At 48.5% G+C, this 22,352-nt stretch carries 15 protein-coding genes; 8 read left to right on the plus strand and 7 right to left on the minus strand.

The window, feature by feature from the left end:
• Positions 1-83 precede the first annotated feature (83 nt).
• Positions 84-761 (minus strand): helix-turn-helix domain-containing protein, encoded by a 678-nt coding sequence (locus DEALK_RS03170; RefSeq protein ID WP_058438612.1) that lies wholly within the window; start codon positions 759-761, stop codon positions 84-86.
• A 665-nt stretch (positions 762-1,426) separates the two neighbouring features.
• Between DEALK_RS03170 and DEALK_RS03175 the strand changes: the two genes are divergently transcribed.
• The 6 genes from DEALK_RS03175 to DEALK_RS03200 all read left to right on the plus strand — a co-directional run bounded on the left by DEALK_RS03175 (position 1,427) and on the right by DEALK_RS03200 (position 12,495).
• On the plus strand, positions 1,427-1,660 hold the full coding sequence (locus DEALK_RS03175) for a MarR family transcriptional regulator (RefSeq protein WP_058438614.1): 234 nt from the start codon (positions 1,427-1,429) through the stop codon (positions 1,658-1,660).
• Between the two features lie 89 nt (positions 1,661-1,749).
• Positions 1,750-3,912 (plus strand): GNAT family N-acetyltransferase, encoded by a 2,163-nt coding sequence (locus DEALK_RS03180; RefSeq protein WP_058438615.1) that lies wholly within the window; start codon positions 1,750-1,752, stop codon positions 3,910-3,912.
• A 40-nt stretch (positions 3,913-3,952) separates the two neighbouring features.
• On the plus strand, positions 3,953-6,475 hold the full coding sequence (locus tag DEALK_RS03185) for a DISARM anti-phage system protein DrmE domain-containing protein (protein WP_144437068.1): 2,523 nt from the start codon (positions 3,953-3,955) through the stop codon (positions 6,473-6,475).
• Between the two features lie 10 nt (positions 6,476-6,485).
• On the plus strand, positions 6,486-10,064 hold the full coding sequence (locus tag DEALK_RS03190; protein WP_244881609.1) for a helicase-related protein: 3,579 nt from the start codon (positions 6,486-6,488) through the stop codon (positions 10,062-10,064).
• Between the two features lie 21 nt (positions 10,065-10,085).
• Complete coding sequence (locus DEALK_RS09925) at positions 10,086-11,948, plus strand: zinc ribbon domain-containing protein (protein WP_144437069.1); 1,863 nt, start codon at positions 10,086-10,088, stop codon at positions 11,946-11,948.
• Position 11,949: 1 nt separating this feature from the next.
• On the plus strand, positions 11,950-12,495 hold the full coding sequence (locus tag DEALK_RS03200; RefSeq protein WP_058438623.1) for a phospholipase D-like domain-containing protein: 546 nt from the start codon (positions 11,950-11,952) through the stop codon (positions 12,493-12,495).
• A gap of 77 nt (positions 12,496-12,572) precedes the next feature.
• On the opposite strand, the gene DEALK_RS03205 is transcribed toward DEALK_RS03200, so the two are convergent.
• Complete coding sequence (locus DEALK_RS03205; protein WP_058438625.1) at positions 12,573-15,359, minus strand: class I SAM-dependent DNA methyltransferase; 2,787 nt, start codon at positions 15,357-15,359, stop codon at positions 12,573-12,575.
• A 141-nt stretch (positions 15,360-15,500) separates the two neighbouring features.
• Between DEALK_RS03205 and DEALK_RS03210 the strand changes: the two genes are divergently transcribed.
• Positions 15,501-17,225, plus strand: a complete 1,725-nt coding sequence (locus DEALK_RS03210) for a hypothetical protein (RefSeq protein WP_058438627.1) — start codon at positions 15,501-15,503, stop codon at positions 17,223-17,225.
• Positions 17,226-17,471: 246 nt separating this feature from the next.
• On the opposite strand, the gene DEALK_RS10095 is transcribed toward DEALK_RS03210, so the two are convergent.
• The 5 genes from DEALK_RS10095 to DEALK_RS03235 form a co-directional block, all read right to left on the minus strand.
• Positions 17,472-17,945 carry a hypothetical protein gene (locus DEALK_RS10095; RefSeq protein ID WP_058438629.1) on the minus strand — a complete coding sequence of 158 codons (474 nt, stop codon included), beginning with the start codon at positions 17,943-17,945 and terminating at the stop codon, positions 17,472-17,474.
• Positions 17,946-18,010: 65 nt separating this feature from the next.
• A complete protein-coding gene (locus tag DEALK_RS03220; protein WP_065128683.1) occupies positions 18,011-18,307 on the minus strand; it encodes a hypothetical protein in 297 nt (98 codons plus the stop codon).
• An 84-nt stretch (positions 18,308-18,391) separates the two neighbouring features.
• Positions 18,392-18,694, minus strand: coding sequence for a hypothetical protein (locus tag DEALK_RS03225; RefSeq protein WP_058440024.1), 303 nt, complete (start codon positions 18,692-18,694; stop codon positions 18,392-18,394).
• Between the two features lie 189 nt (positions 18,695-18,883).
• Positions 18,884-20,089, minus strand: a complete 1,206-nt coding sequence (locus tag DEALK_RS03230; RefSeq protein WP_244881570.1) for a DNA polymerase III subunit beta — start codon at positions 20,087-20,089, stop codon at positions 18,884-18,886.
• Positions 20,090-20,260: 171 nt separating this feature from the next.
• Entirely contained in the window at positions 20,261-20,950 is a 690-nt protein-coding gene (locus DEALK_RS03235; RefSeq protein ID WP_186007573.1) for a hypothetical protein, read from the minus strand.
• Positions 20,951-21,456: 506 nt separating this feature from the next.
• Between DEALK_RS03235 and DEALK_RS03245 the strand changes: the two genes are divergently transcribed.
• Complete coding sequence (locus DEALK_RS03245; protein WP_058438642.1) at positions 21,457-22,215, plus strand: SDR family oxidoreductase; 759 nt, start codon at positions 21,457-21,459, stop codon at positions 22,213-22,215.
• The last annotated feature ends 137 nt before the right edge of the window (positions 22,216-22,352 follow it).

Below are 22,352 nucleotides of genomic sequence, written 5' to 3' on the forward strand. Positions count from 1 at the left end.
ACTTCGAAGTGAGTTTTGGCCTGAGCCTTTAAGCCTAAAGTTCGAGTCCCCACAAATGGAGAAGTGGAGCGTAATTAAAACGTTTAACGAGGCCAAACTATCCAGCCCTTTTTGCCTACGGCATCCTTCAGTCCTTGGCTGCTACACTCAGGGGCAATCAAGTAGGTCCGCACACCTTTCTGTCTGAGGTCATTTATCAATTCGGCAAAATCCCCATCCTGCGTAATCAAGACAAAAATCGTATTCTCTGCATTCTGGTTGCAGTCACTCCATACCTGAGAATCGAGTTCTTCGTCAACGTCATGATCGAACTCTTGTAAGCGCCACCCTAATTTTGCCATCTCGGTGGTCGTTGTCGCGTGGATTGGACTCGCGAAGACCTTAAAAAGGCTATATGTGATGGTAGGGAATCGTTGGTTTAGGTAGGTTCGTATGAACGAATCCCGTTTTCCAAATTCCTGGGGTGAAACGGCTAAGTTCTGAAAATCCCAGGCGACAATTAGCCTGGAACGACCCTGCTCGACCTTTACTTGAGTTTTCACGAAGAATTCTGGCTGAACCCTGTTCTCCACAGCGATTGAGTATATTCCTGCCAGTGAATCTGCATCCGGTTTGACGGTGCCTTTTTCCCATCGAGATATCGCCGCTTTGGTAACTCCGAGTTTGTCAGCGAATTGCTGTTGGGTTAACCTTAGTTGGTTACGGACGCCCAAGATGCCCTCTGGATTGAAGACGTACAGACTCGATTTTAATGGAGCCATCGCTTTTTGCCCTCCTACCCGCGTTAGGATTATCTTACCATCCTGGTCCGAGCTAGTCAATACCTATATGATAACAGATGTTGCTATATATGATAACTAATTATGAGCCTACGGCGGTAAAGCATGACCTGCGAAAACAACGAGGAAACTGGACATCAACTCTAATTGACCTTAGATAAAGCTCTGGAAAGGCCGTTCAAAACGACATAGAACCTAACCGGACGATTCGGATTATTAATGTGTGAAAGAGGTATCAGTATCAGGCTCAGAGTGTAGCTCCACCAAAGAGGACGATACCTAGAACTCTTCGGATAGGAAGAGTCTTTTCAATAGCCTTCACTTGGCCTACTCCGCAAAGCTGCCGCTAATGCCAGAATCCTTTCTTGCCTAAATCGTTGGAGCGGGGGTATCAATGGATAACAGTTGGGGGATTTCGACTTAACCTTCAGCTTGGTCCCGTAAAATATGGCCGACTCCTACCTTCTCGTGCGCAAATCGATACTTTCGCTAAGTTCGTTCAGGCATGCTTTATGCACGGGATGGGAGCCAACAGTCTCGGATCCATTCTCTCCCAAGGATAAGAACATATTTTAGTTGCTCATTGTATCCACTTTTTGTCAAGAGTATAATGCAATCACTAGCGTTAATGCGAGGATAATAAGTTAATGATTACCAATGGTAATGACAAAACGGACTTTACGCCCAAGCTAAAAGAAATTCTGTCCAAGGAACCAGGTTTAAGCGTAAAGGAAATCGCTGAAAAGTTGGGCACCAATCGTCAGTTTATGGCTGGCGTACTCAAAGTATTAGAGGAGCGAGGCGAAGTCACGTACCGCCAAGTCGGACCAGCTCGAATTTACTATGCAGCTAGTTTTACCAAGGGAAAAAACCATTGGTAAGCAGGTTCGAGACTTGCAATATACTGAGGATGGCTTTATTCGTCATCACTAACCGGCAGCTAATCCAGCCAAGAGTAAAGGAATTCTGAATGGAAAATGAGCCTAATGTCTTCTCTGTCAAAAGTGTTTCCTGGAAAGGTCACTTAAAGCGTATTCGATTAGAGCCAGGGGGAAAGCTGTTTGATCTTCCCCTATCTAGTTGTGTCAGCGAGGGTGACAAAATCACTTCCAACTCATCAGGTTCGTGGGTGATTTGCAAGAATGGCTTGGCACAAATACTAAATCCTTACATAGCTCGCGAGACGTTACATTTGGGCGCCATCCGGTTAGAAGTAGTCGTGAAAGAAATTACTGAGGCAGACGAGTTCAAGGCATACTCTTCTCTATCAGAATTTCATTATCGCAGCCATGTTGTGCATGGCCGAACGTCCCGTCTAGTTATCCGAACGTTCGATCCAGTTTATCCTAAAGTCGTAGGCTTCATCGAGTTGGCGACTCCTTTCTACATGAACAAGGCACGCTCAACAATCCTCGATGCGCCATTGAACATCGACTCTATCGAATGGCAGCGTTGGGATATGCCTACGCTCCGTAAATACATTCACCTGATAGCACGAATTGCCAGAGTAGTTGTGTACCCAGAGTTCAGAGGTTTCGGGACCGGCCAGATGCTTGTCAAACATGCAGCCGAATTTGCAAAAACACGATGGCAAGTTTCAGGCTTAAAACCTTACTTCCTGGAAATCTCTGCCGACATGATCAAATACATTCCATTTGCTGAACGTGCGGGCATGATTTACGTTGGTGATACCCAAGGCAATCTGCAACGCGTGGCAAAAGATATGAATTATCTCATCTCACGCTTCGGGACAAATCATGAAGGGCAAGCAGATTTTGAGAAAACCTGCGGGATCTGCGATCAGCAAGTCTCCCGAATGACGACGGCGTTACAGATCATGGAGCAAGAAAAGCTGACACGTGAAGACCTTATTAAGAGGTTAGGCAGCCTATCAAAAGAGAAGGTGTTGAAGGATTTTGCCTTATTCCATAAGGTAGTTACTCTCCCGAAACCGCATTACATGCTGGGATTGCATCCAGTAGCCCAGGAATTTCTAATAAAGCGGGTAGCAGAGACCTCAATGCACAATGGCAAAACACCGCCAGCCGTTAGCGTTCAGCCGATCGCAGATTCGATCCGCCTTAACAGACTGGGAGTAACATATGTCTCCCACGTTCGTCGCACCCAAAAGACCCATGCCGTGCAGCAAGCATTTGGCATCTCCCCCGATGATTTGAGAACCGCGGTGATCCGTAACCTATCCGTCGAACTACCGCCAGGAACAATAACCCTAGTCGTTGGACCCTCTGGGTCAGGGAAAACGACGTTATTGGACGCGCTGCTCGGCAGTTTTACGAAGCGGCATGATGCGCAAATTGATGGGCAAGTGATAATGCCTCGAAATAGCAAGATTGGAAGCTTTGCATCAACACGGTCTGAAAAGGCGCTGGTTGAAGTTCTCGGCACCAAAGATGTCGAGCTTAGCCTTTACTTACTCGGTCTGGCCGGGCTATCCGAAGCGTTTTTGTATCTCAAGAGGTTTAGCGAACTGAGCGCAGGTCAGAAATATAGGGCAATGCTCGCGCGACTGCTCGCCTCTGATCGCAATGTTTGGGTTGCAGATGAATTCTGCGCAAATCTTGATCCAATTACTGCCAATTTAGTCGGCCACAATGTTCAACGCATTGCAAGGAAAGTCGATGCTACAGTGATACTGGGGGCTTCTCACTCTGATCATTTCGTCCAATCTCTCAAGCCTGACATAGTCATACAACTGACAAGTGCCTGGGAGCACGCGATTATGCCAGGCAATGAATATTGTCGCATGATGGTCAGCCATGCGAGAAACGGACATATACCTTCTGTTAAAATTCCATCTAGCTTCATGGGAGCAATCCGCGAGGGAAGGGGAACAGCAGCCATATGCGCTGGTAAGAGAGAATTTGCGTGCGAACTTCTGTTGGTTGAAAGCGGTGCTGAAAGCATTTGGGTCAGAATCGCTAGTGTCGAGCATAAAGAGATAAGCCAAATTACCGATAGGGATGCACAAAAAGTTGGCGCGTTATCGGTTGATGAGCTGACGATGACGTTGAACGAAAGAAGCTCGGGATCTCAAAGCAGAGCGTTATTCACGATAGTACACTTCGATTCCCTGCTCGGTGGGACTCCCGGAGGGAACAAGGCAGGGATCTAAAACAAGTCCAATAAATTAGAACATGCGGCAGGAATATACTATGGAAGTCCAGGAATTTGCCAAGTGGATACGCATTAGTTTTGAATCCCTGCCAAGATCGAAAGACCCATTTTTTTATAAGTTATGGCATGACGGGAAGATTCGTTATAAGTCCAACCTGGTCAAACAGGATTTGCTCGGAGAACTATGTGCTAGGCTAGTGTGCGCGACTATAGCTGAAAAACAACAGACTTTATTACTTATGCCCGATTCAAACCGAAGCCTGGTGGCGGAGCTTCTGGCTACAGGGTTGATTATGAGTTCAATTGATGCAATACAAACAAAACAACGAGGGAGAAGAGTCTTATATTTTGGCGTGACAACAGGCATAAAGTCCGACCTCTCAAATGTATCAATAGGGAATCTTCCAATGGGCGAGGTCTTTAGACAGACCTACCAACGAGGGGGCCCTGATAAGCCCCAAAGAGTTATCGGGACGCTACCAACTGTCGTTTGCATTTATTCTCCTTCCGACCCGGCATCTTCAGTATCCAAATATTCTCCTCTTTGGGTAGCAATAGATTGTGGAGACACTTCCTCAGTTTGGTGGCTGCCTTCATTACTTCCACTCCTTCATGAAAAGGGAATTCCCACAATAGCGTGGTCATCTAATCCTCTGACTTCTATCAGGCACGACTTCCAATCGATTGATGCCCATGTATTCAGGATCCCTGATAACAGAGGAGCAATTAGTTCCGACATTTTCCGTTTGTTTGTAGAATCACCTTCGGCAACGAAGGTTGTTCCGCTAGTCATAAGTGGTGACTTCGCAGATAACCTGTCGGGTAATCTTCGCAAGGCGTATCACGCGCTGGCCGCGGTTATGGCGGAAAAACCGGGACGACTGGGGCAAGATGCCCTAGCAGTAAGTTGGAGATACTTGAGATCGTTGGAAAGGTTAGCCATTCCCCTCGGGCTTTTTGAATCAGAGTCTGTTCAATATTGGGGGGTTAAACCAATAGGTCGTCTGCGCAGCGCATGCGAAAAATTCCTCTCTGCCATTCATCTCGGATCTTCAGTTAATACCAGGAATCAATTGGAATTGGCAAAAACCCATTTGGATATTGTTTATAATACGCTCCAACAAAATGACCCTCCTCTTTGGAATTCACTTATTGATCTTTGCTTAGTGGACGTACCAGCGGGACATGCAAGGGTCATCATTTTCCCAAGCACAGCCTCGAAGTCGATGTTCTCATTTGCTCTCTTGGCACGGACTAAGACCTCAGAAAAAGATTTGGCCAAGATGCGCGTCTGGCTTATGCCATTAAAGGATGCGGCCTCAAGATTACAGAGTACTTCCAGAGACGAAAAAGAGGAATTTGGCTCTAGTTCAGCTGAGAACATGACCAGTGAACGTTTGCCTGAGGATGTCGTTTGGGATGTGATTCTCGTTGGACTACCTAATCAAAAACAATCGGAGAAGATGGCTCCGTTCCTTTGGCATGGCAAATGCAATTTCCTTCTGTACCAGCACCAGGTGCCAGCTTTAAGTCGCTTGGCTCGCGCATGGGGAGATGCCCTAAAGAGTGATACTGTGGCCCTTGCACAAAGCCTTTCGGGGCTAACTGGATTGGCGTTACCGAAGGATATCCCCGACTCGCCACCCATCTGCGATGTTGATGATGCTCAGACTATCCTTGGTGGAGAACTCACCAAGCTTGCGCCTCAAGCATCAAAATCGATATGGGAGCCCAAATCGGAGGTCGACGAAGTCGCTTTCTTATTCAAAGACGACGATTCAGACTCTTCGGAGACTGATTACGAGGGGATTGTTTTTGAAGAAGAACCTGACTCTGATAACGGTCAAATAGTTGTGGTCGACAAAGCTCTTGAGGTCAAGTTCACCGGAGGTTGGTCGGGGCTATTTGCCCAAAACATGCTGCTAAATGTGGTCACAAACGCGTCAGCCGGATCCAAAGTGGACAGACGTTATGCTAAATCTCTTCGTCCCGGCGATACAATTATCTATATTTCAGGTCAGAGACGCCAGAGCCTGTACGAATTGGTTCTCTCACGAGTACACAGGCATCCTTCAATTGAAATTCATTTAGCACTGATTCGGCAATGGCAAACTGAAATCAGGCAAGGGTACCTTGATTGGACCAAACAAGGCCATTCTCTAAATAAACTTTTCAACGAAATGATTAAGCGTGGTACTCAATTGGAAACTGATATGGCACTTCGCTTCTGGGTGTCGGGCTACACATTGCGTCCACGCGATCGGGAGGATATGCGTCGCATCGCAGAGATACTAAATCTACCGTTCACTCGCGAACACTATGTAAGAATTCACCTTGCAGCCGACCGTATTCATGGTTTACATATATCCCTCTCTTTAAGACTGAGCGGCTGGATAAAGTCAGGGGCAGCCGAAGCTACCGACGACCTAATAGATGAGGCTACTGGCTTAACCTTCAGCGATGTTCGAGACTCTCTATTACTTTTGCACGTCGAGTCAGTAACCGAGATATCCGGGCCTTTTTACGAATCTACCCTCGGACGGATTGAAAGGAGCAACTAGAGTGGCTAGCATGTCTTGGACTTCGGAAGAAGAAATCAAACTCACACAACATCTCGTTGACCAAATCTGTTTCAAGGCGTTCGGAAGAAGTGAAGACGAATGCGTAGGAAACTTTCCTAGAGATGTTTATTTCATAGGCAACCTAAGACCTAAAAGTGACGTCTCCGAGGACAACCAGCCTACGTCGCTACGGGAATTACTCAGCAAGATGTCTCCCATGGCGTTCGGTGCCGAGTTCCGATTAAAGCCAGAGGAACCTGAACTAATCGTTAATGTTGGCGTTAACTGGTCCTGCTACTACAGAATTTTCCCAACGTTGAACCAACAGCTCTCGTTCTACCAGCAAGCAACGTCAGCAACTGAGAGCCTGACTGCAGAAAAGCCATCGACTAACCCACAGCATGGACCTCAATCCAATCCGGTCAATGAAGAAGCTGAGAATGAGTTGGAGAACGATTCAGAAGAGGCCGCCGCGGAGCGGATTGAAAAAGATTCACCAGAGGTAGCACTGTCCACGTCTGATCGTAAGCGGCCAAAAGCACAAAAAGACGAACTCCTGAAACGCTTTCGTAAAATAACCTGCCTAGCAAAAGGAAGGATTTATCTTCGACATATTGGAGATGAATGGGTCATAGACACACATGAATTACGTGACGCTCTTCGGGCAGAAACAATACGTGCACAACAAATTGCGATGAACGATCCAGACCGAATCAGAACCTCAGGGGCTCAAACGGAACGTGTGCGGGTTACTGAAACCTCCTTAACCTCAGCAGCCAGCTACGCTAGCTTTATTCGTTCACTTACCAGTGACGTGATCCCGGAATGGAGATGGGAATTGCATGCCACCGTCCGACAATACAATGACCCTTCAGAGTGTACCCTGCTGTTGGAATTTGTCAACGCTTCTCCTATGCCAGATGAAGCCCCAAATACAGAAGCCTTTTTGTTCGATACCAGGGCTGATTTCAGTTTCCTTGGTGGCCTCGTGCTTCCCTTTGAATTGAATTTAGCTCCGCGTAGCTTCCGTAATGACCGAAGATTATGGGGGCGAGGGTTCAATTGCTCGGTTGAGCCTGAATATGATAGTTCCGGCTCGGTAAAGGTTTTGGCGACGACTCATACACCAACTCACAGACAGATGCGCTTTGTCACCCGGATTTCCCCTTCTGCTCGCTTCGCTGACCTCACACAAGATCCTTTTCCTACGCTCGAAGCAATACTGAACGCAATGACTGAATATAAACAAGTGTGGGAAAGCGCAGAGAATCAATATGCAAATAACGACCCAGGATGGCAGACTGAATTTGGACCAGAGTTTCGTAAAGACCTTCAACAATTTGAGGCAGAAATAGACCTTTTCCGGCGCGGTTACAAATTGATCCGAAGCAACAATGATATAAGATTAGCTTTTCAACTCACGAATGAAACTTTCCTTCGAGGCGACCCTAACAAAACGGCATGGCGACTTTTTCAAATTGTCTTTATTGTTAGTCAGATACCCGGGATCATGGCGCTTGCCATGGCCAATGGTCCTTACGAATCCGAACGAGAAATGGTTGACATCATATACTTCCCCACAGGCGGTGGCAAAACCGAAGCATACCTAGGAACCACCGTCTTTCATTGTTTCTTCGATCGTTTAAGAGGAAAGACGGCAGGCGTGACAGCATGGACGCGGTTCCCGTTGCGTCTACTAACATTACAACAAACACAACGCGTCGCAGATATTATTGGACTAGCCGATTTGGTTCGGCGAAGTCACAATGACCCTCGGCTCTCAGGTCCAAATGTTGATGGATTTGCTGTTGGCTACTTCGTTGGGAAGGAAGCAACGCCTAATGACATAACTCCTCCGTTTTCTAACGAGCCACCAGACCCGCCTTGGAGTCAAGCGAACGATCCGGTAGCTCGCCAACACTGGAAGAGAGTGGTTCGTTGTCCCTCTTGTCGTACTTCGACTATTAGGGTTGATTTTGATGCGTCAAGTGTTCGAATCATTCATCGATGTACAAACCATGATTGTAGTTTTCAAGATGGCGTGATTCCGGTTTACGTTGTTGACAATGAGATTTACCGCTATTTGCCAAGCGTGATCGTCGGTACCATCGATAAGCTCGCAGGCATAGGCAATCAACGCAAGTTATCACAGATATTTGGCCAAGTAGACGGGCGTTGTGTTGCGCATGGCTATTACAAGGGGAAATGCTGCCAGAAGGAATGTACAGATCGAAGCCGACTTCGTCCCGGAGCCCCTTCGGGAGTGTCAGGACCAACTCTGTTCGTTCAAGATGAACTACATCTTCTAAAAGAGGGGCTAGGCACCTTTGATTCGCATTATGAAACCTTCGTTCAGCGTTTGAGGCGAGAATTCGGTGAAAATAATTCCATCAAAATCATCGCGTCTTCAGCGACGATTGAATCGTTCGCAAGACAAACGGAGCACCTATATGGTCGCGCCCAAAATCAAGCCCGCGTGTTTCCAGGACTTGGGCCGACTCTAGGGGAATCATTTTATGCGCAAACTCTGACCTACCCACAACGCCTGTTTATCGGATTAATCCCTCACAACAAAACGATTTTCAATACAATGCTCGAAATCATAGAGTATTATCACCGCGAGATCCAAAACATGCAACAGGTATCCGTGAACCAGCCAAATCCCTATGGAGGACATCTATCGCCAGGCACCAAAGAATACAGAGAATTACTTGACTCGTACATAACATCCCTGTCCTATTTCTCAGCTAACCGTGAGTTAAATTCCATACGTACCGACCTGGAAGGAGATGTGAACCCTAATCTAGAGCGTGATGGGCTATCAGGGTTAGAAATTGCTGAGCTTACCGGCAGCACCAGCACTGACGATGTCACGCTTATACTCGAGAAATCTGAAAAGATGTCGCTAGCAAATCCACAACCGGTTTCCATTCTTGCGACGAGCATGATTAGCCACGGTGTTGATGTGGACCGCTTCAATACCATGATTTTCTATGGAATGCCTCGACAAAACGCAGAATATATCCAAGCTTCGAGCCGCATTGGACGCACGCACATAGGGGTTGTATTGTGCTGTCTTCATCCAGTCCGTGAAAGAGACCAAAGCCATTATTCATATTTCAACAAATTTCATGAGTTTCTCGGACAACTAGTCGAACCTGTGGCTATTAACCGATGGTCGAAATTTAGCATTAACCGGACGTTACCCGGATTGTTTATGGGGATATTGTTGCAACTCGTCGCAAACAATTCCACTGAATCCAACCCCGATAGATACTACAAGCTTGACTTCGTTAAAAAGAAGATAAGCGATGGAACCATCAAAGCTGATATGTTCACACCTTTCCTGGAGGAAGCCTACCTAGTACAGGCGGCCGCCAGCAAAGGGGAAAACACATTTCGGGATGAGATTCATGTACGAGTTCAAGAATTTTTGGACCAAATTGTCGGCTCGAGTTCAGGAATGATTTTCGTCTCGGATGTGCTGATACCCCGGCCTATGCGCAGCTTAAGAGACGTTGACGATCCTATCGAGATAGATCTCGACGACGTTGGTACCCAATGGACTAATAAAATGCGCAAGTGGTAAATCTCAGAAAGGAACAGAGTTATGGGACGTAAGATGCAACGCGGCAAACAGCAGATAATGTTCAATTACCTTCCGGGAAAAACCTTTGATTTTGAGCGAGTTGCAACAATCGCGAAAGTGGCTAACATTCGAGGGGTGCAGCGGACCGATCTCAACGCAGTAGTTCTTCTTCGTAATGTTGCTGACGAAGCGAGGGCTTGGCGTCAGGATTTCAGGCCCTTGCTCAGAGATGACGTGCTGCGCGACACATCCAGATTTGTTTTACTTGATCCGCAGAGCGTACAGTCAGAGATTTTCCCGAAAGTGCTCTGGTGTCAAAATCGTGTTTGCGGTCGAGTGTTCGATTTTACTGGGAAAGATTCGTTGCCAAAGTTATGTCCAACTTGCAAGCGTGGAGAACTGATGCAATTACGCTGGGTAAAAATTCATCGTTGCGGCGCCGTGCAGGCACTTCGGCCACCTCCCTGCACTCAGTGCCATTCTTCAAATAACATGGCTCTTGACACGCGAGGAAGCGAACGAATATCAAGTTTTCGATGGATATGCAGACAATGCGGAAGCGCAGTGCCGGTTTTTGGTGGATGGTGTCCAGAATGTCAGTGGCCCGACACTGACCCAAATCTAAAGCGAATGGACGTTTTAGTTCACCGCGCTGGGCCGACGTTCTACGCACACACCGTTGTTCTCCTCAATATCCCTCATCGGCAGCTTGATCCTTTCTTTAATTTGCCTGAATGGCCTGCCATTGTGGCGGGAAAATTTATTGGTCTCCCGGAAGTTGGGCACAAACCGCTTAATGAATTTTCCTCTGTCTCGCCACACAGTCACGAAAACACAGGTGTTGGATTATCGGGAGCTGATTTGGACGGCCTATTAAGGCGGCAAGCGAGCGGTGAACTTACTCCGGAACAATTCGTAAAAGAGATGGAAGCTCTACGCCGGCAGCGTGAACAAGAAGGTTTAGCCTCTTCCCCAAGTGGCATAATAATGGCTCTTGAACAACGTACGGGTGTGCAGAGGCAGGTATGGGAGCGCGCGGGTCAAGGTATGTTGGACGCAATAATGCCAAAGGAAACTGGGCGTTCCCAGGAATTGTTTGATAATGCCTCCGCCGTTTCAACTGTCGAAACCGCACGAGGATTGGGATTATCTCGTCTGACATTAGTTATGGATTTCCCTATCATTAACGCCTCTTACGGATACAGTCGAGCTGAGTACTCGCCTAAGCAATGCCGCCTCAACCCCTTCCCGCAAGACCGTGAGCATGGCGGTAAGTTCCCCATTTTCGTAGACCAAGTACAAGCCGATGCTCTCATGTTAAGTCTGGACCATAACCGTGTTCTAAAGTGGCTGGAAAGAAACGGATTCAACCCCAAATTACCAAACGGAGGTGACAAAGACCTTTCGAGCAAGGCGTATTTCGTTAGATTATTCGACAATATCCCTTTACGTGAAACTTTGGGTGCCGATAATCCAGAGGCCCGAATGGTGTTTGGCTTGCTTCATACGCTGAGCCATATTTCAATCCGCCAAGCAGCCCTTCTATGTGGCTTAGATCGGACGAGTCTGTCTGAATACGTTTTACCATCAGCGCTCATGTTTGCCTTCTATAGTAATCATCGGTTTGGAGCTACTATCGGAGCTTTGACTGCTCTCTTTGAACAATCCATTGACGAATGGCTCAATGCGATTCATGACGCTGGCCGTTGCGTGTACGACCCGGTTTGCTTCGAACGCGAGAGCAGCTGCCACGCGTGCACACACTTGCCCGAGACGAGCTGCAGATTCTTTAATCTTAATCTGAGTCGTTCGCTACTTTTTGGTGGCCCGGACCCAAAACTTGGAAATATTAGCGTCGGATACCTCGATTCTACACTGAGATGAGATGATTAGCACCGAAAACAATTACGATCAATTAGAGTTGGTCATCACCCCTCCAGAACCTTACGGAGCACAGCTAGCGCATCAGTTTCGTGCGCGTACGACGATTGGGGTTTTGACACAGCTGGTTGCCCAAGCAAAGATGCATATACTAATAGCTTCTCCCTTCGTGCAGGCTAGTGATAATCAAACGGGCAGTCCTTTAGCGGACGCATTAAGGCACGCTTTGAACAGGAACGTTCGGCTTGATGTCATCTCCACTTTGCCTGGGATTAACATCTTTAAAACGGGGTGGGTTTCCTCTGTGGGAAATACCCGGGTCAATCTATACCGACCAATGCCAAACGTTAAGGATGAAAAACTTTTAGGATCACATGCCAAAGTATTTGTCGTTGACTCCACCCATGCATATATTGGTAGTGCAAACCTTACTAGTCCTGGACTAACGGGCAACCTCGAAATGGGGGTCCTGGTGCATGGCAAGGTGGCAGCAAACGTCGCTTCATTCTGGGAATACCTAATCACGAATGGATTTTTGCTTAAGGTATAATTCATCGATTCGTAAGCCGCGATCCACCACTATTTCCAAAAGATTGAAATTCGTTTTGGTGTAGTCTTGCGTTTCTCCTACACTTGGTCGCGTTCCAAGTTTAAAGTTAGTAAACGCGATAAAATATCGTTCGGCGTTAAGTCAACAGCCCAACCGTAAGCCTGAAAAACGGCTTGATCTAATTCATAATGAGCTAGGTCAAGCCAGGTAGGTCGAGAGTTGTATAGGTTTGTGAGGGTTCTGTTTCTTAGCTCACTTGAACTGTATTCACCGTCCGAAGGATTCAACCACCGCTCGCGAAATTCGTTTAGGCGTTTGGCGGTGATAGAGATGGCTTCCGTCTGCTCGGGAGTGGGACTGGGGAAAGGAAATGTTTCAAACGTCGTCGTCGGAGTGTACCTAAATCCGCTTATTACATCCCTAAGCTGGGTCCCCATTGCGCGAGCCCAAAGTTCGTGAACTTTAGATTGGAGTATCCCAAACGTGTAATCGTCATCCCTTGCAAAAACAAGTGTGCCTTGATTGCAAAGGACTGCATGCGGCACCCAGACAAATATCCTGTGTTTAGAAACGCCAGGAGTAGCTAAATAACGCTCCTTGCCATGCAAAGCTGCGCGCATTCCAGGCCGAGATTCGGCATATTGCCACCATTTGGCAGCATAGCTTGAACGGCGATTCTTAGAACGAATCGGATAGACTGTCTTTTTAACATATTCAAACGGCAATTCGTAATACGCAGCTTCCTTTTCGGACATCAAGCCAAAATCTATTGTCCATTTATTCCTAGTTCTTTGAACGAGGTCAACTGCGCTTGCAACAGGACGTACAACGTCCGAGTTAGGACGTCCATTGATGTTGATGGGGGCTTTAAGAAATGTCCTCGCCAAAGGTGTGTTGATATCGAAGGGTGCCTTCGCCGAAGGACCCATGTAACAAATATTTAAATTTTCTTTTAGGCGCCTTGCCTTCGTCAGATCGACGCCGGCAGTCAAATCAGCATTGATTGAAGTGACAGGATTACCATCTAATGTCTTGTTATGCTCAGAACCTTCATCAAATCCGATAATGGATATGTGGACGTTAGCTCCATCTAGTATCCATGGACGATCAGCGTAGGCAAAGAAGATGTCCCCGGTCTGCTTAATTCGTTCTAACACTCTTCTACTAGTTATACCCCGGATTCCTTGGGTGGCAAGAAGACCGGCTCTATTAAGATGCCGATATTCAATCATCGCACGTGCTTTTTCAAGCCAATAGCAACAAAGATCACTAGAATTGGGTATACGGTCACCGTACAAACTAAATAGAGCGTCTACATACTCGTTCCCAAGACGAGAGCGTAAAAGGCCACTTCCCAAAAAGGGGGGATTACCCACGATCACATCGGCATCAGGCCACTCCGGTTCTCTTGGGTTAGCTGGATCGGTTCTATCTAGTATGGCGTCCATATGATGGATATTTTCGAGTGATTGAAGTATTGGGTTTTCATTCTCGAGGTCAATGGCATTTCGGTATTTCCATTGAATGTAGCCAATCCAAACAACCGCCGAACTCAGCTGGTGTGCGTATTCGTTGATTTCGATCCCAAACAATTGTCTGGGGTGAACTTTGGGCGCCAAACCTTGAATACCATGCATAGCGGCAAACGCTAATACTTCTTTTTCCAGTGCTTTCAACATTGAAAGGCTTGTGTACAAGAAATTCCCAGAGCCACAGGCAGGATCAAGAACTCGTATGCTGCTTAATCGCTTTTGGAATTTGGAGAGTGATGTGTAGAGTTCCTTTTGCTGGCTTATATTCGCCGATTCACGCCAAGACAATAACGGCTCAGCTTTCGACTTTATTTCTGCCCATTGTGCCCGGAGCGGAGACATCAACACTGGTTCAACAACAGTTTGAATGTCTTCTTTTGAGGTATAGTGCGCGCCTAATTCTGCCCGCGTGTCAGGGTCTAAAATCCGTTCAAACAAAGTTCCAAATACTGATGGTTCGATGTCCGACCAATCTAGCCGATCAAGACGTTCCAAAACATCAATCTGGTCGGCTAATACTTCGGGAACAATTGAATCGTCAAACAGCCCGCCATTAAAATGGGGCACTCGGTGCATTAAGAATTCACCGCCATCTCTCATCGCTGTAAACAATTCGCCTAGATATTTACGAAAAAAAGCGGGTTTACCTTTGTTAAGGCGAATTATGTTGGTAAGCGACTCCTTGGATAATAGGCCGACATCGCTGGCAAAAAAGCAGAAAATCATTCGCATGATGAAGCGAGCGATTTCGTGGTCGGTGATATCGGTCAGCTTGCGATACTGCCGCATATTCTCAGCCAATTCACCTAAAAGCCTGGCCGCTTCTTCGGTCAATTTTTCTGGCGTTTTGCCTGGATTTAGCTTCTCTGGGTCTTCGAATAAAGCCCGTAAAATATCAATTGCCGAGAAACGTGACCCGCTAACCGGGGATTCGACTGCAATATCATCGTTAGTAAATTTGTAGATGCGCTTGACGGTATTGTTGAAGTTTGTATGTATTTCAAAATTCTCGAAATCGCACACAACAAGAAGTGGAGGATTGCCCAAAGCATCGCGATATAGCTGAAGTTGGCTGTAAGCGACGACTAAGTCTTTGTGCCGACCTTTATATTCCCATGCAAAATGATCTTTACGCCAGACGTCGGCGAAACCGTCACCTCCGGCTTCTTTCTTTAAGCCCTGGTCGAACGTGAAAAATAGCCCCAACGGATCAGCTTCAGCAGGAGTAGCGACTTTAAGCAAACGGCATAAGTCTAAAAAGTGCTCTTGAGAGGATTGCCGCTCCCTCAACCTCGTACGCCCCCACTTGGCGACAAATTCGAGTGGTATCACGTCTTAGGCTCCTAACTGTTTACCGTGCTCGGTTCAGGCTATGATAAGACCGGGTGATATTTTCTGCAAGGGTCACCATATTTCAACGTGTTGTGGGCATGTTATATGATTGGCGATACTCACTAGGAAGGGGAACGAACTATGGAAACCCAGAAGGCTGAGCCCAAAACGAAAGAGCCTGAAGACTTGATAGCCGATTTGGACGAAGGCCCGTGGCCAGGCCCCATAGAATACGCTGTTCCCTCCAAAGAACTAAGTATAGGGACTGGTGTTTTACGTGACTGCGAAAAACTAACCGTGTGCAAACACAAAAAGCGCAGCCATTGGTGGTTAACTGCGTCAGCCCAAGTCAATCCGGAAAAATGCAAACAAATCCGTTGGGATTACCGTGCGAGTGTGACGACGACAGATCAAAGTGAGCGGAAGTTCGGGGGCACATGTGTGGCAGCACACTATTTGCCAGGAAAACCGTTGGAGCTGTCATTCCATGACCATTCCCTTGAACTTACTAGAACACCTATCACGCTGTATTCTTTCGGCCTATCAAACAAGGAATTAATGTATTGGATACCACTACTGGCCGGACTCCCAGGATCAAATGTCCCTGATTTGATTCATGACCAACAATTAAGGCCGTTCATTTATGCGGTTCCCATTCAAGGCCTTGAGATGAAAGACCAAAAAAGAATGCTCTGGATCACTGACATGGGTATCTCCGGCGGTGAAATGGATGATGTGGTGTACCCGATCGTTAATAAGTTAAAAATCGACGAAAGACATCCCGAATGGAGGAAGGGTACTCCACACGTGTTCGGAGTTGTTATGGCGAAAACACTCCTTGAGGCAGAGGAGTTTGGATTGGAACGAGCGAGGTTAACCATCGACGTAATCAATTTCGCACTTAAGACCGGAGTGAGTCACCTAGAAACCCGACGACAAAGCGAATTACTTGGATGGAATTGTGAATATCTCGAATCTAATATTAAACTAACTGATTGGATTTTCATCAGAGAAGTCCAAAGCATTAAGGGTTGGATAAGAATTCCCAAAATCCAACCGGATAAACAACAGCTTGATTTAGAATCAATTTCACAACGACTGTTGATATTTATACGTCGATTCCAGAAAATATTTACTGAAGGGGGCGTGGCTTGTCAAACGGGAAAGCACGTCCTATCCAAAACAGAGAATAAACTGATTTCAGGACTGCAAAGAGCAATCCATTGGTATGCGATTGGCTCCAGTGAAGTTAGCATCCTCGATAAATTCTTGGGCTGTTGGATTGCACTAGAGTCGGTTCTAGATACGATAAGCTACCCCGCAGTGTTTAGCGGAACCGGAAAGCCTGTCAAGCACACTTTGGAAAAAGCGATCACCAGTATTCAATATCCCAAAAATGCTGAAGAGTTACTAACCATTTCACCGGAAATGTTACAGAGAAGGTTACTTGCGAGCGATTGGCCTCTTTCTCGCAAGTTAGAGTTATTCGCTAAGAGTATAGGGGTACAATTACAAAACGGTGACGTCGCGCTAATCCAGCGATTAGGGAAATTGCGTGGACAGGCTCTTCATTGCGGCAACCGTGATTCAGGCATTTCGGCGCTAATGATGAGGGAACTTGAATACCTTACGGAGCGTTTGATTATTGGAGCTTCCATCTGCGCATACAAGAAAATTGAGGATGGAAGAATCCACGAAATTAAAATTCTTCCTCTTGGACCAGAAGGTGGCGCTGCACCACTCCTTTTGGATGGAAAGGATGTTGGATATGAGTTTTATCTCCAGACCAATGATAAGGGCGAACAAACCGAAGAATGGGTAATCGAAGGCATTATTTATAATGAAACCAATTCAAAGATTGTGTGATTAGCGCAAACTGCGTATGTCGGACTAAGCCCCACAGTGCTTGCCAGAGCCGCTTGAAATATGAATATTCTGGTGTGGGGATTATCGGAAGAAACAGCCGCCGTCTCGGACCAGTGTGGCCACCTCACCGAAGTAATCTGGCCACCGTTTCGGACCAAATCGGGCCACCCAAGTCCAGTAGTAAAAACGAAAAAAGGGAGCTGAGATATCCCCAGGCTCCCTTTCGATTGAGCTTTCTTCTATTGGTTAGTTCTTGAATCTGGTGATGGCCAGACAGGCGTAGTGCGATCGATAGCTATAGATCGGGCTTTGGCCGAAGCCATTCCAGAAATCCAGGAGATAGTGGTAGTAATCTTGGTACTCCTGCTCTCGAACGGCCAATAAACAGTCGGCGAATATCCTGATGCAAGCCCCTTTGTTGCCCCACAAAACGATGACCGGTGGCGGGACGGATTCGTCACGCTCTGTCCTGAACGATTCCACTCTCAGCTTGGAAAGCTTCAAGTTATCGATCCAGAAGTGGCCGCCACCAGTACTGTATGAGCCGATGAAAATGTCGTTACCCTCCAATTCTTTCAATATTTCCATCAGACGTTTTGCGGCTTCCTGTTGTTTCTTTCGCAACGGTATCTGGGCCGCCCTCCGGCCGAGCTTCACCGTCGTTTTCGGTTCCGGCTGGGCCAGTTCAACGCCCTGAAACAGATTGAGCTGACCTGTCATGCTTGTTACTACTTTCCTCCAGTTTCTGGGCACAGGTATCCCTGTGGATACTGGGATGACTTGGTCTAGGCCACCAGGACGAGCTGGTTGCCGCTTTCGATTCTTTTTCGCTCTTCAACCGCGGCACCGACTGGCAAAGACTCACGGACTGCCTTGATTGAACCCTTAATGTGGTCGATTCGTCCGATGCTGGCAGTAAGATGAGCCAATCGCTCGTCGATGTATTGCGGTATATCGGCAATACCTCTGGCTGCGATTGCCACAAGTCTGGCCTGTTCTAACGGTTCGGCGGACTGGTCGATGAATTCTTCGACCATGTCCATCGCCTCGCTCACTTTGAGAGCACTCCATTTGATTGGCAAAGTTCTCCCTCCAATTTGGGCGTAGTAGCCCCTCTAATCTGCTGGCACTGATAACCCTGTGCCGGTGGACAGGGACCATCTGGGTTAGTACTCATCCGGGAACAGAATCGTTGTCGCCGACCGGTCGGCCTCCGTGATGATCCAGATTTTGGGTAGATCCTCTGCCTCATATGCGGACAGTAGTCTGAAGCCCTGTTTCAGGCTGAGCTCATTCTCCCGCTTATCAGCCTCATCGAGCTCGCCCCAGTCACCTTTAGCATGGCGGTTCAAGGAACGGCGCATGAATTCGGCAAACTCGGGCTTCTCACCAGCCAGAGCGAAAACTCCCCGTGTGGCCGCCACCTGGCCTAATGGGACGGTGGGATTGATTACCAATAGTGCGTCCAAATTGTCATCCCCTTCGTTACCTATTTTCTCTTTTCGTGATTGGATTGCCCGTTCAGTCAAAACGAAAGGGGATGTTCCCGCCGCATGGGGCAGGAATATCCCCTTACAAAAAGAAAGCACAAAAAGAGGCTTTGACACCTCTTTCTGTGCGGCTGTTTTGCGAGTTCAAGCGTTCAAGTTTCAGGTTTTTCAGGCTACGGCGACTGGTTCTTTCGCCTTCGTGTGCTTCTTGGCCTTCGCCCCCGATCCAGTCGGGGGTTTCGTGATGGCCTCGGCCTCGGCGACGGCTTGGGCGACTTCCTCGGCGGGTGCTGGCTCGGCTGTCGGCTCCGGCGTAACGGCCTCGACTGTCTCGACCTTCGGCTCGGCGGGTTCGGCGGGCGGCGGTGTTTCGGCCTTCGCGGGTTCAGCGGTCTTGGACGTGTCCGCCGGCTTCTTGGCTTCCGGCAGGAGCATCGGCATGACCACCAGCTCATAGTCCGGCGCGGTGAAGAGCATCGGCGACCTTGCGTCCTTGACCCTTAGCTCGACCATCCCGCCAGAAGCTCTTAGAGCTTCGGCGAGGTATCCGCCGTCAAGCCTTACCTTGATCGGCTCGCCCGTGGTGTCGGCAGGTATCTCCGCCGTCCCCTTGTCATCGGTGTTTGAGACGACCAGTTTGCCGTCCCCGATGGTAAGGTCTAAGGCGTAGGCTTTGACGTTGGCGACGACCTTGAGCGAGCTAACCGCCTTTATCGCTTCGTTGGTGTCGAAGCTGGCGCGGATGTTGGTTTCGGCGGGAATGAGCTTCTCATAGTCCGGGAAACTCCCGCCGCATCCCCGCCACGTGTAGCGGATTAGCTCCGTGTCAAGGACTAAGCTCATCGGGTCTTTGTCGCCGTTCTTGTCAAGCGACAGCCTGACCCGTCTCGCCCGTTTCAACGCTCCGGTGACGCCCTTAAGCTCATCGCGGCTAACAAGCACCTGTCCCTCATCCCCGTCGAAGGGGAGTCGAAGGACGGCGAGGCGATAGCCGTCGGCGGCCACTAAGGACAGCTTGCCGTCTTTCACCCGAAAGAGAACGCACTGGAGAATGGGGCGTGTCGTCTCATCCGAGGTGAAGGGCAGTACCCTTGACAGGGCATCCGATAGCTCCGTCGCGCCGAGGTTGGGGCTGACCGAGTTCGAGGGGCTTACCCTGATGTCGCATAGGGTAAGGGGTGTCTTTTCGCCGACCCAGGCCATGTGTTCGAGGTAGCTGGTGCTACTTCCGCAGACCACCTTGAGGCATTTTTCGGCGACCCGCGATACGCTGGCATCGCCGTTAGACGGGACAATCTTGACGATGTTACTCCCGCCTAAAGACTTAAGGTAGGTGAGAAAGCCTTTCCGCCCGATAGTGAGGTCAAGAAGCATCGCCCTTTCGGCGAGTGCTCTTGATAAGGCGTTGACCAGTACCGCCTTGTGCGCTAAAAAGCCCTGACCTGAACGCTTGCCCTCGATATTCAGTTGTTCGATTGTCCGACCCCCTTAATGCTATCCGATGACGGGCAAGTCCATCGGCTTCGCCTAGTAGTAAGCTACCGGCTACCCGCAAACCGCTGGCATAGCCGAAGCTCCCACTGTATTAGTTGCGAAATGGGGCTGAAACCTTTCACCGGAAAACAGGCTTTTTTGTTCCCGTTTCCGAAAGCGGCAAAGGTAAATCATCTCGGCATTGTCGAGGGCTAACCCGTCCCGCCGCTTTTCGGCGATAGTGATTAGCCTGTCGGGGCATTGAAGCAAGAAGGTATTGGCATCCAGCCAGGCATCGAGGTCCAACGCCCTGTCGTCGGCAATTAGATCGCCGAGTTCGGTGATGTTGCCTTCGTCGTCTGTGACCGGCTTATTCAGGCTTTCGAGCTTAACCGCTTTGGGACACGCCGAAAACAGCCAGTCCTCTTTACACGTCCGCCGCTGTGCCTTGCTACAGTCCCCGCAGGTAAGGCCGTTGTCCATCCGGTAACGCTTCCGCCAGTACAGGGCTTGGGCGCGGCTGGCGATGCGGTACATGGCCGCTTCGGTAAACGGATGGTGGCCGTTGTTGCGCTCCACGTCGGCAAGGGTAATGATGATGTCGTGTAAAAGGTCATCCTGTTCATCCGGCTTGGCCTTGTGGCTGAACTTCGAGGCTATGGTATAGAAGGTAAGCCAGTTGCCGGATAGGTGGTCATAGCCGTTGCCGGATGTATCGGCTTGCTTTGGTCTTGAGCTTCGATTAGACTTGAAGCTACGCAAGGCGCTTGTCTTAGTGGTCTGACAGGTGGCGACCTTTCCGCACCATCGGCAAACGCCTTGCCTTTCTTTTAGCATCCAGACCTTGTGACACCGACTACAAAAGCCCCCAGGCCGGTTGTATTCCCCCAGTGCTGTTACGCTTGAACTCACGCTTTCCCCCTTTCGGGCAAGCGTTCAGGTCAAGGCTTTTCGTGCTCAGTTGTTAAGGTGCGTTTGCGTGTTTTTCCAGCTTCATTGTCAAACAAAAAGTCACATTGTTCATCCTTAAGAACTAGCACGATTTTCACCCTTCCCCCCGGGGCGAATTAATTGTCAGAAAATGAAAAATGGGAGCCTGGAGTTCTTTTCGGCTATTGACAGTACTAGTACCAAGGAACTAGAATTAAGCCCTCCAAAAATCCTAAAAGACCTCATTCCTTTTATCCCCGTCCTAAAATTATATTCGGGTGATTTGACCGAACCACCCGGATTGAGGATATGCCCGAATAAAATTATGGAGGGGATCTATGGCTAGGTTAATTGGCAAGGTAGCCCTAATAACTGGTGCTGGATCGGGAATTGGTCGTGCAACTGCCCAGCTGTTCGCCAAAGAAGGAGCCAGGGTGATGGTGGCTGATATTTCCGGGACAGGCGGACAGGAAACGGTTGACATGATAAGAACCTCAGGCGGTGAAGCCGCGTTCGTCAAAGTGGATGTGTCGAAAGCGGTTGACGTCGAAAAGGCGGTCAAAAGTGTGGTCGACAAATACGGGCGGCTTGACATTCTATACAACAATGCCGGTATTGAAGGTGCCTTGGCTCCGACCCACGATTCGACTGAAGAAAACTGGGATAGGGTGATCGACATCAATCTGAAAGGTGTCTACCTGGGTATGAAATATGGTATAACCCAGATGCTCAAACAAGGAGGCGGTATCATAGTCAGCACGGCATCGGTCGCTGGTCTCGTCGGTTTTACTAACATGCCCGCTTACTGTGCCAGCAAGGGAGGTGTCGTTCAGCTGACTAAGACAGCGGCCCTGGAATACGCCAAGCAAAACATCAGAGTAAACTGCGTCTGCCCCGGTGTTATTGCTACCCCGATGATCGACCGATTTACCGGCGGCAGCGCAGAGGCTAGGCAGTCATTTGTGGCTCTTGAACCGTGTGGCCGCTTGGGGAATCCCGAGGAGATTGCTCAGGCGGTGCTATTTTTAGCATCGGACGAGGCCTGCTTTATCACCGGCGTCGCTTTCCCCGTGGATGGTGGCTTTATCGCCCAATAATCAAGTTAAAATTCAGGGTGGACTCATCCGAGAGTCCCCCCTGAATTATCTAAAACGCGGATTGCACCTCTACCATCATCGGACAGCTAAATTTCAAGCCACCGGGACGGATCAAAACCGGCCACTTTGAGCAGACG

Source organism: Dehalogenimonas alkenigignens, from assembly GCF_001466665.1.
GTDB lineage: Bacteria > Chloroflexota > Dehalococcoidia > Dehalococcoidales > Dehalococcoidaceae > Dehalogenimonas > Dehalogenimonas alkenigignens.

What these genes read in the sequence shown, in the direction of transcription:
- DEALK_RS03170 (WP_058438612.1), bottom strand. Translation starts at nt 761, where the DNA reads ATGGCTCCATTAAAATCGAGTCTGTACGTCTTCAATCCAGAGGGCATC.
- DEALK_RS03190 (WP_244881609.1), top strand. Translation starts at nt 6,486, where the DNA reads ATGTCTTGGACTTCGGAAGAAGAAATCAAACTCACACAACATCTCGTT.
- DEALK_RS09925 (WP_144437069.1), top strand. Translation starts at nt 10,086, where the DNA reads ATGGGACGTAAGATGCAACGCGGCAAACAGCAGATAATGTTCAATTAC.
- DEALK_RS10095 (WP_058438629.1), bottom strand. Translation starts at nt 17,945, where the DNA reads ATGACAGGTCAGCTCAATCTGTTTCAGGGCGTTGAACTGGCCCAGCCG.
- DEALK_RS03245 (WP_058438642.1), top strand. Translation starts at nt 21,457, where the DNA reads ATGGCTAGGTTAATTGGCAAGGTAGCCCTAATAACTGGTGCTGGATCG.
- DEALK_RS03175 (WP_058438614.1), top strand. Translation starts at nt 1,427, where the DNA reads ATGATTACCAATGGTAATGACAAAACGGACTTTACGCCCAAGCTAAAA.
- DEALK_RS03230 (WP_244881570.1), bottom strand. Translation starts at nt 20,089, where the DNA reads ATGCTTCTTGACCTCACTATCGGGCGGAAAGGCTTTCTCACCTACCTT.
- DEALK_RS03210 (WP_058438627.1), top strand. Translation starts at nt 15,501, where the DNA reads ATGGAAACCCAGAAGGCTGAGCCCAAAACGAAAGAGCCTGAAGACTTG.
- DEALK_RS03185 (WP_144437068.1), top strand. Translation starts at nt 3,953, where the DNA reads ATGGAAGTCCAGGAATTTGCCAAGTGGATACGCATTAGTTTTGAATCC.
- DEALK_RS03200 (WP_058438623.1), top strand. Translation starts at nt 11,950, where the DNA reads ATGATTAGCACCGAAAACAATTACGATCAATTAGAGTTGGTCATCACC.
- DEALK_RS03180 (WP_058438615.1), top strand. Translation starts at nt 1,750, where the DNA reads ATGGAAAATGAGCCTAATGTCTTCTCTGTCAAAAGTGTTTCCTGGAAA.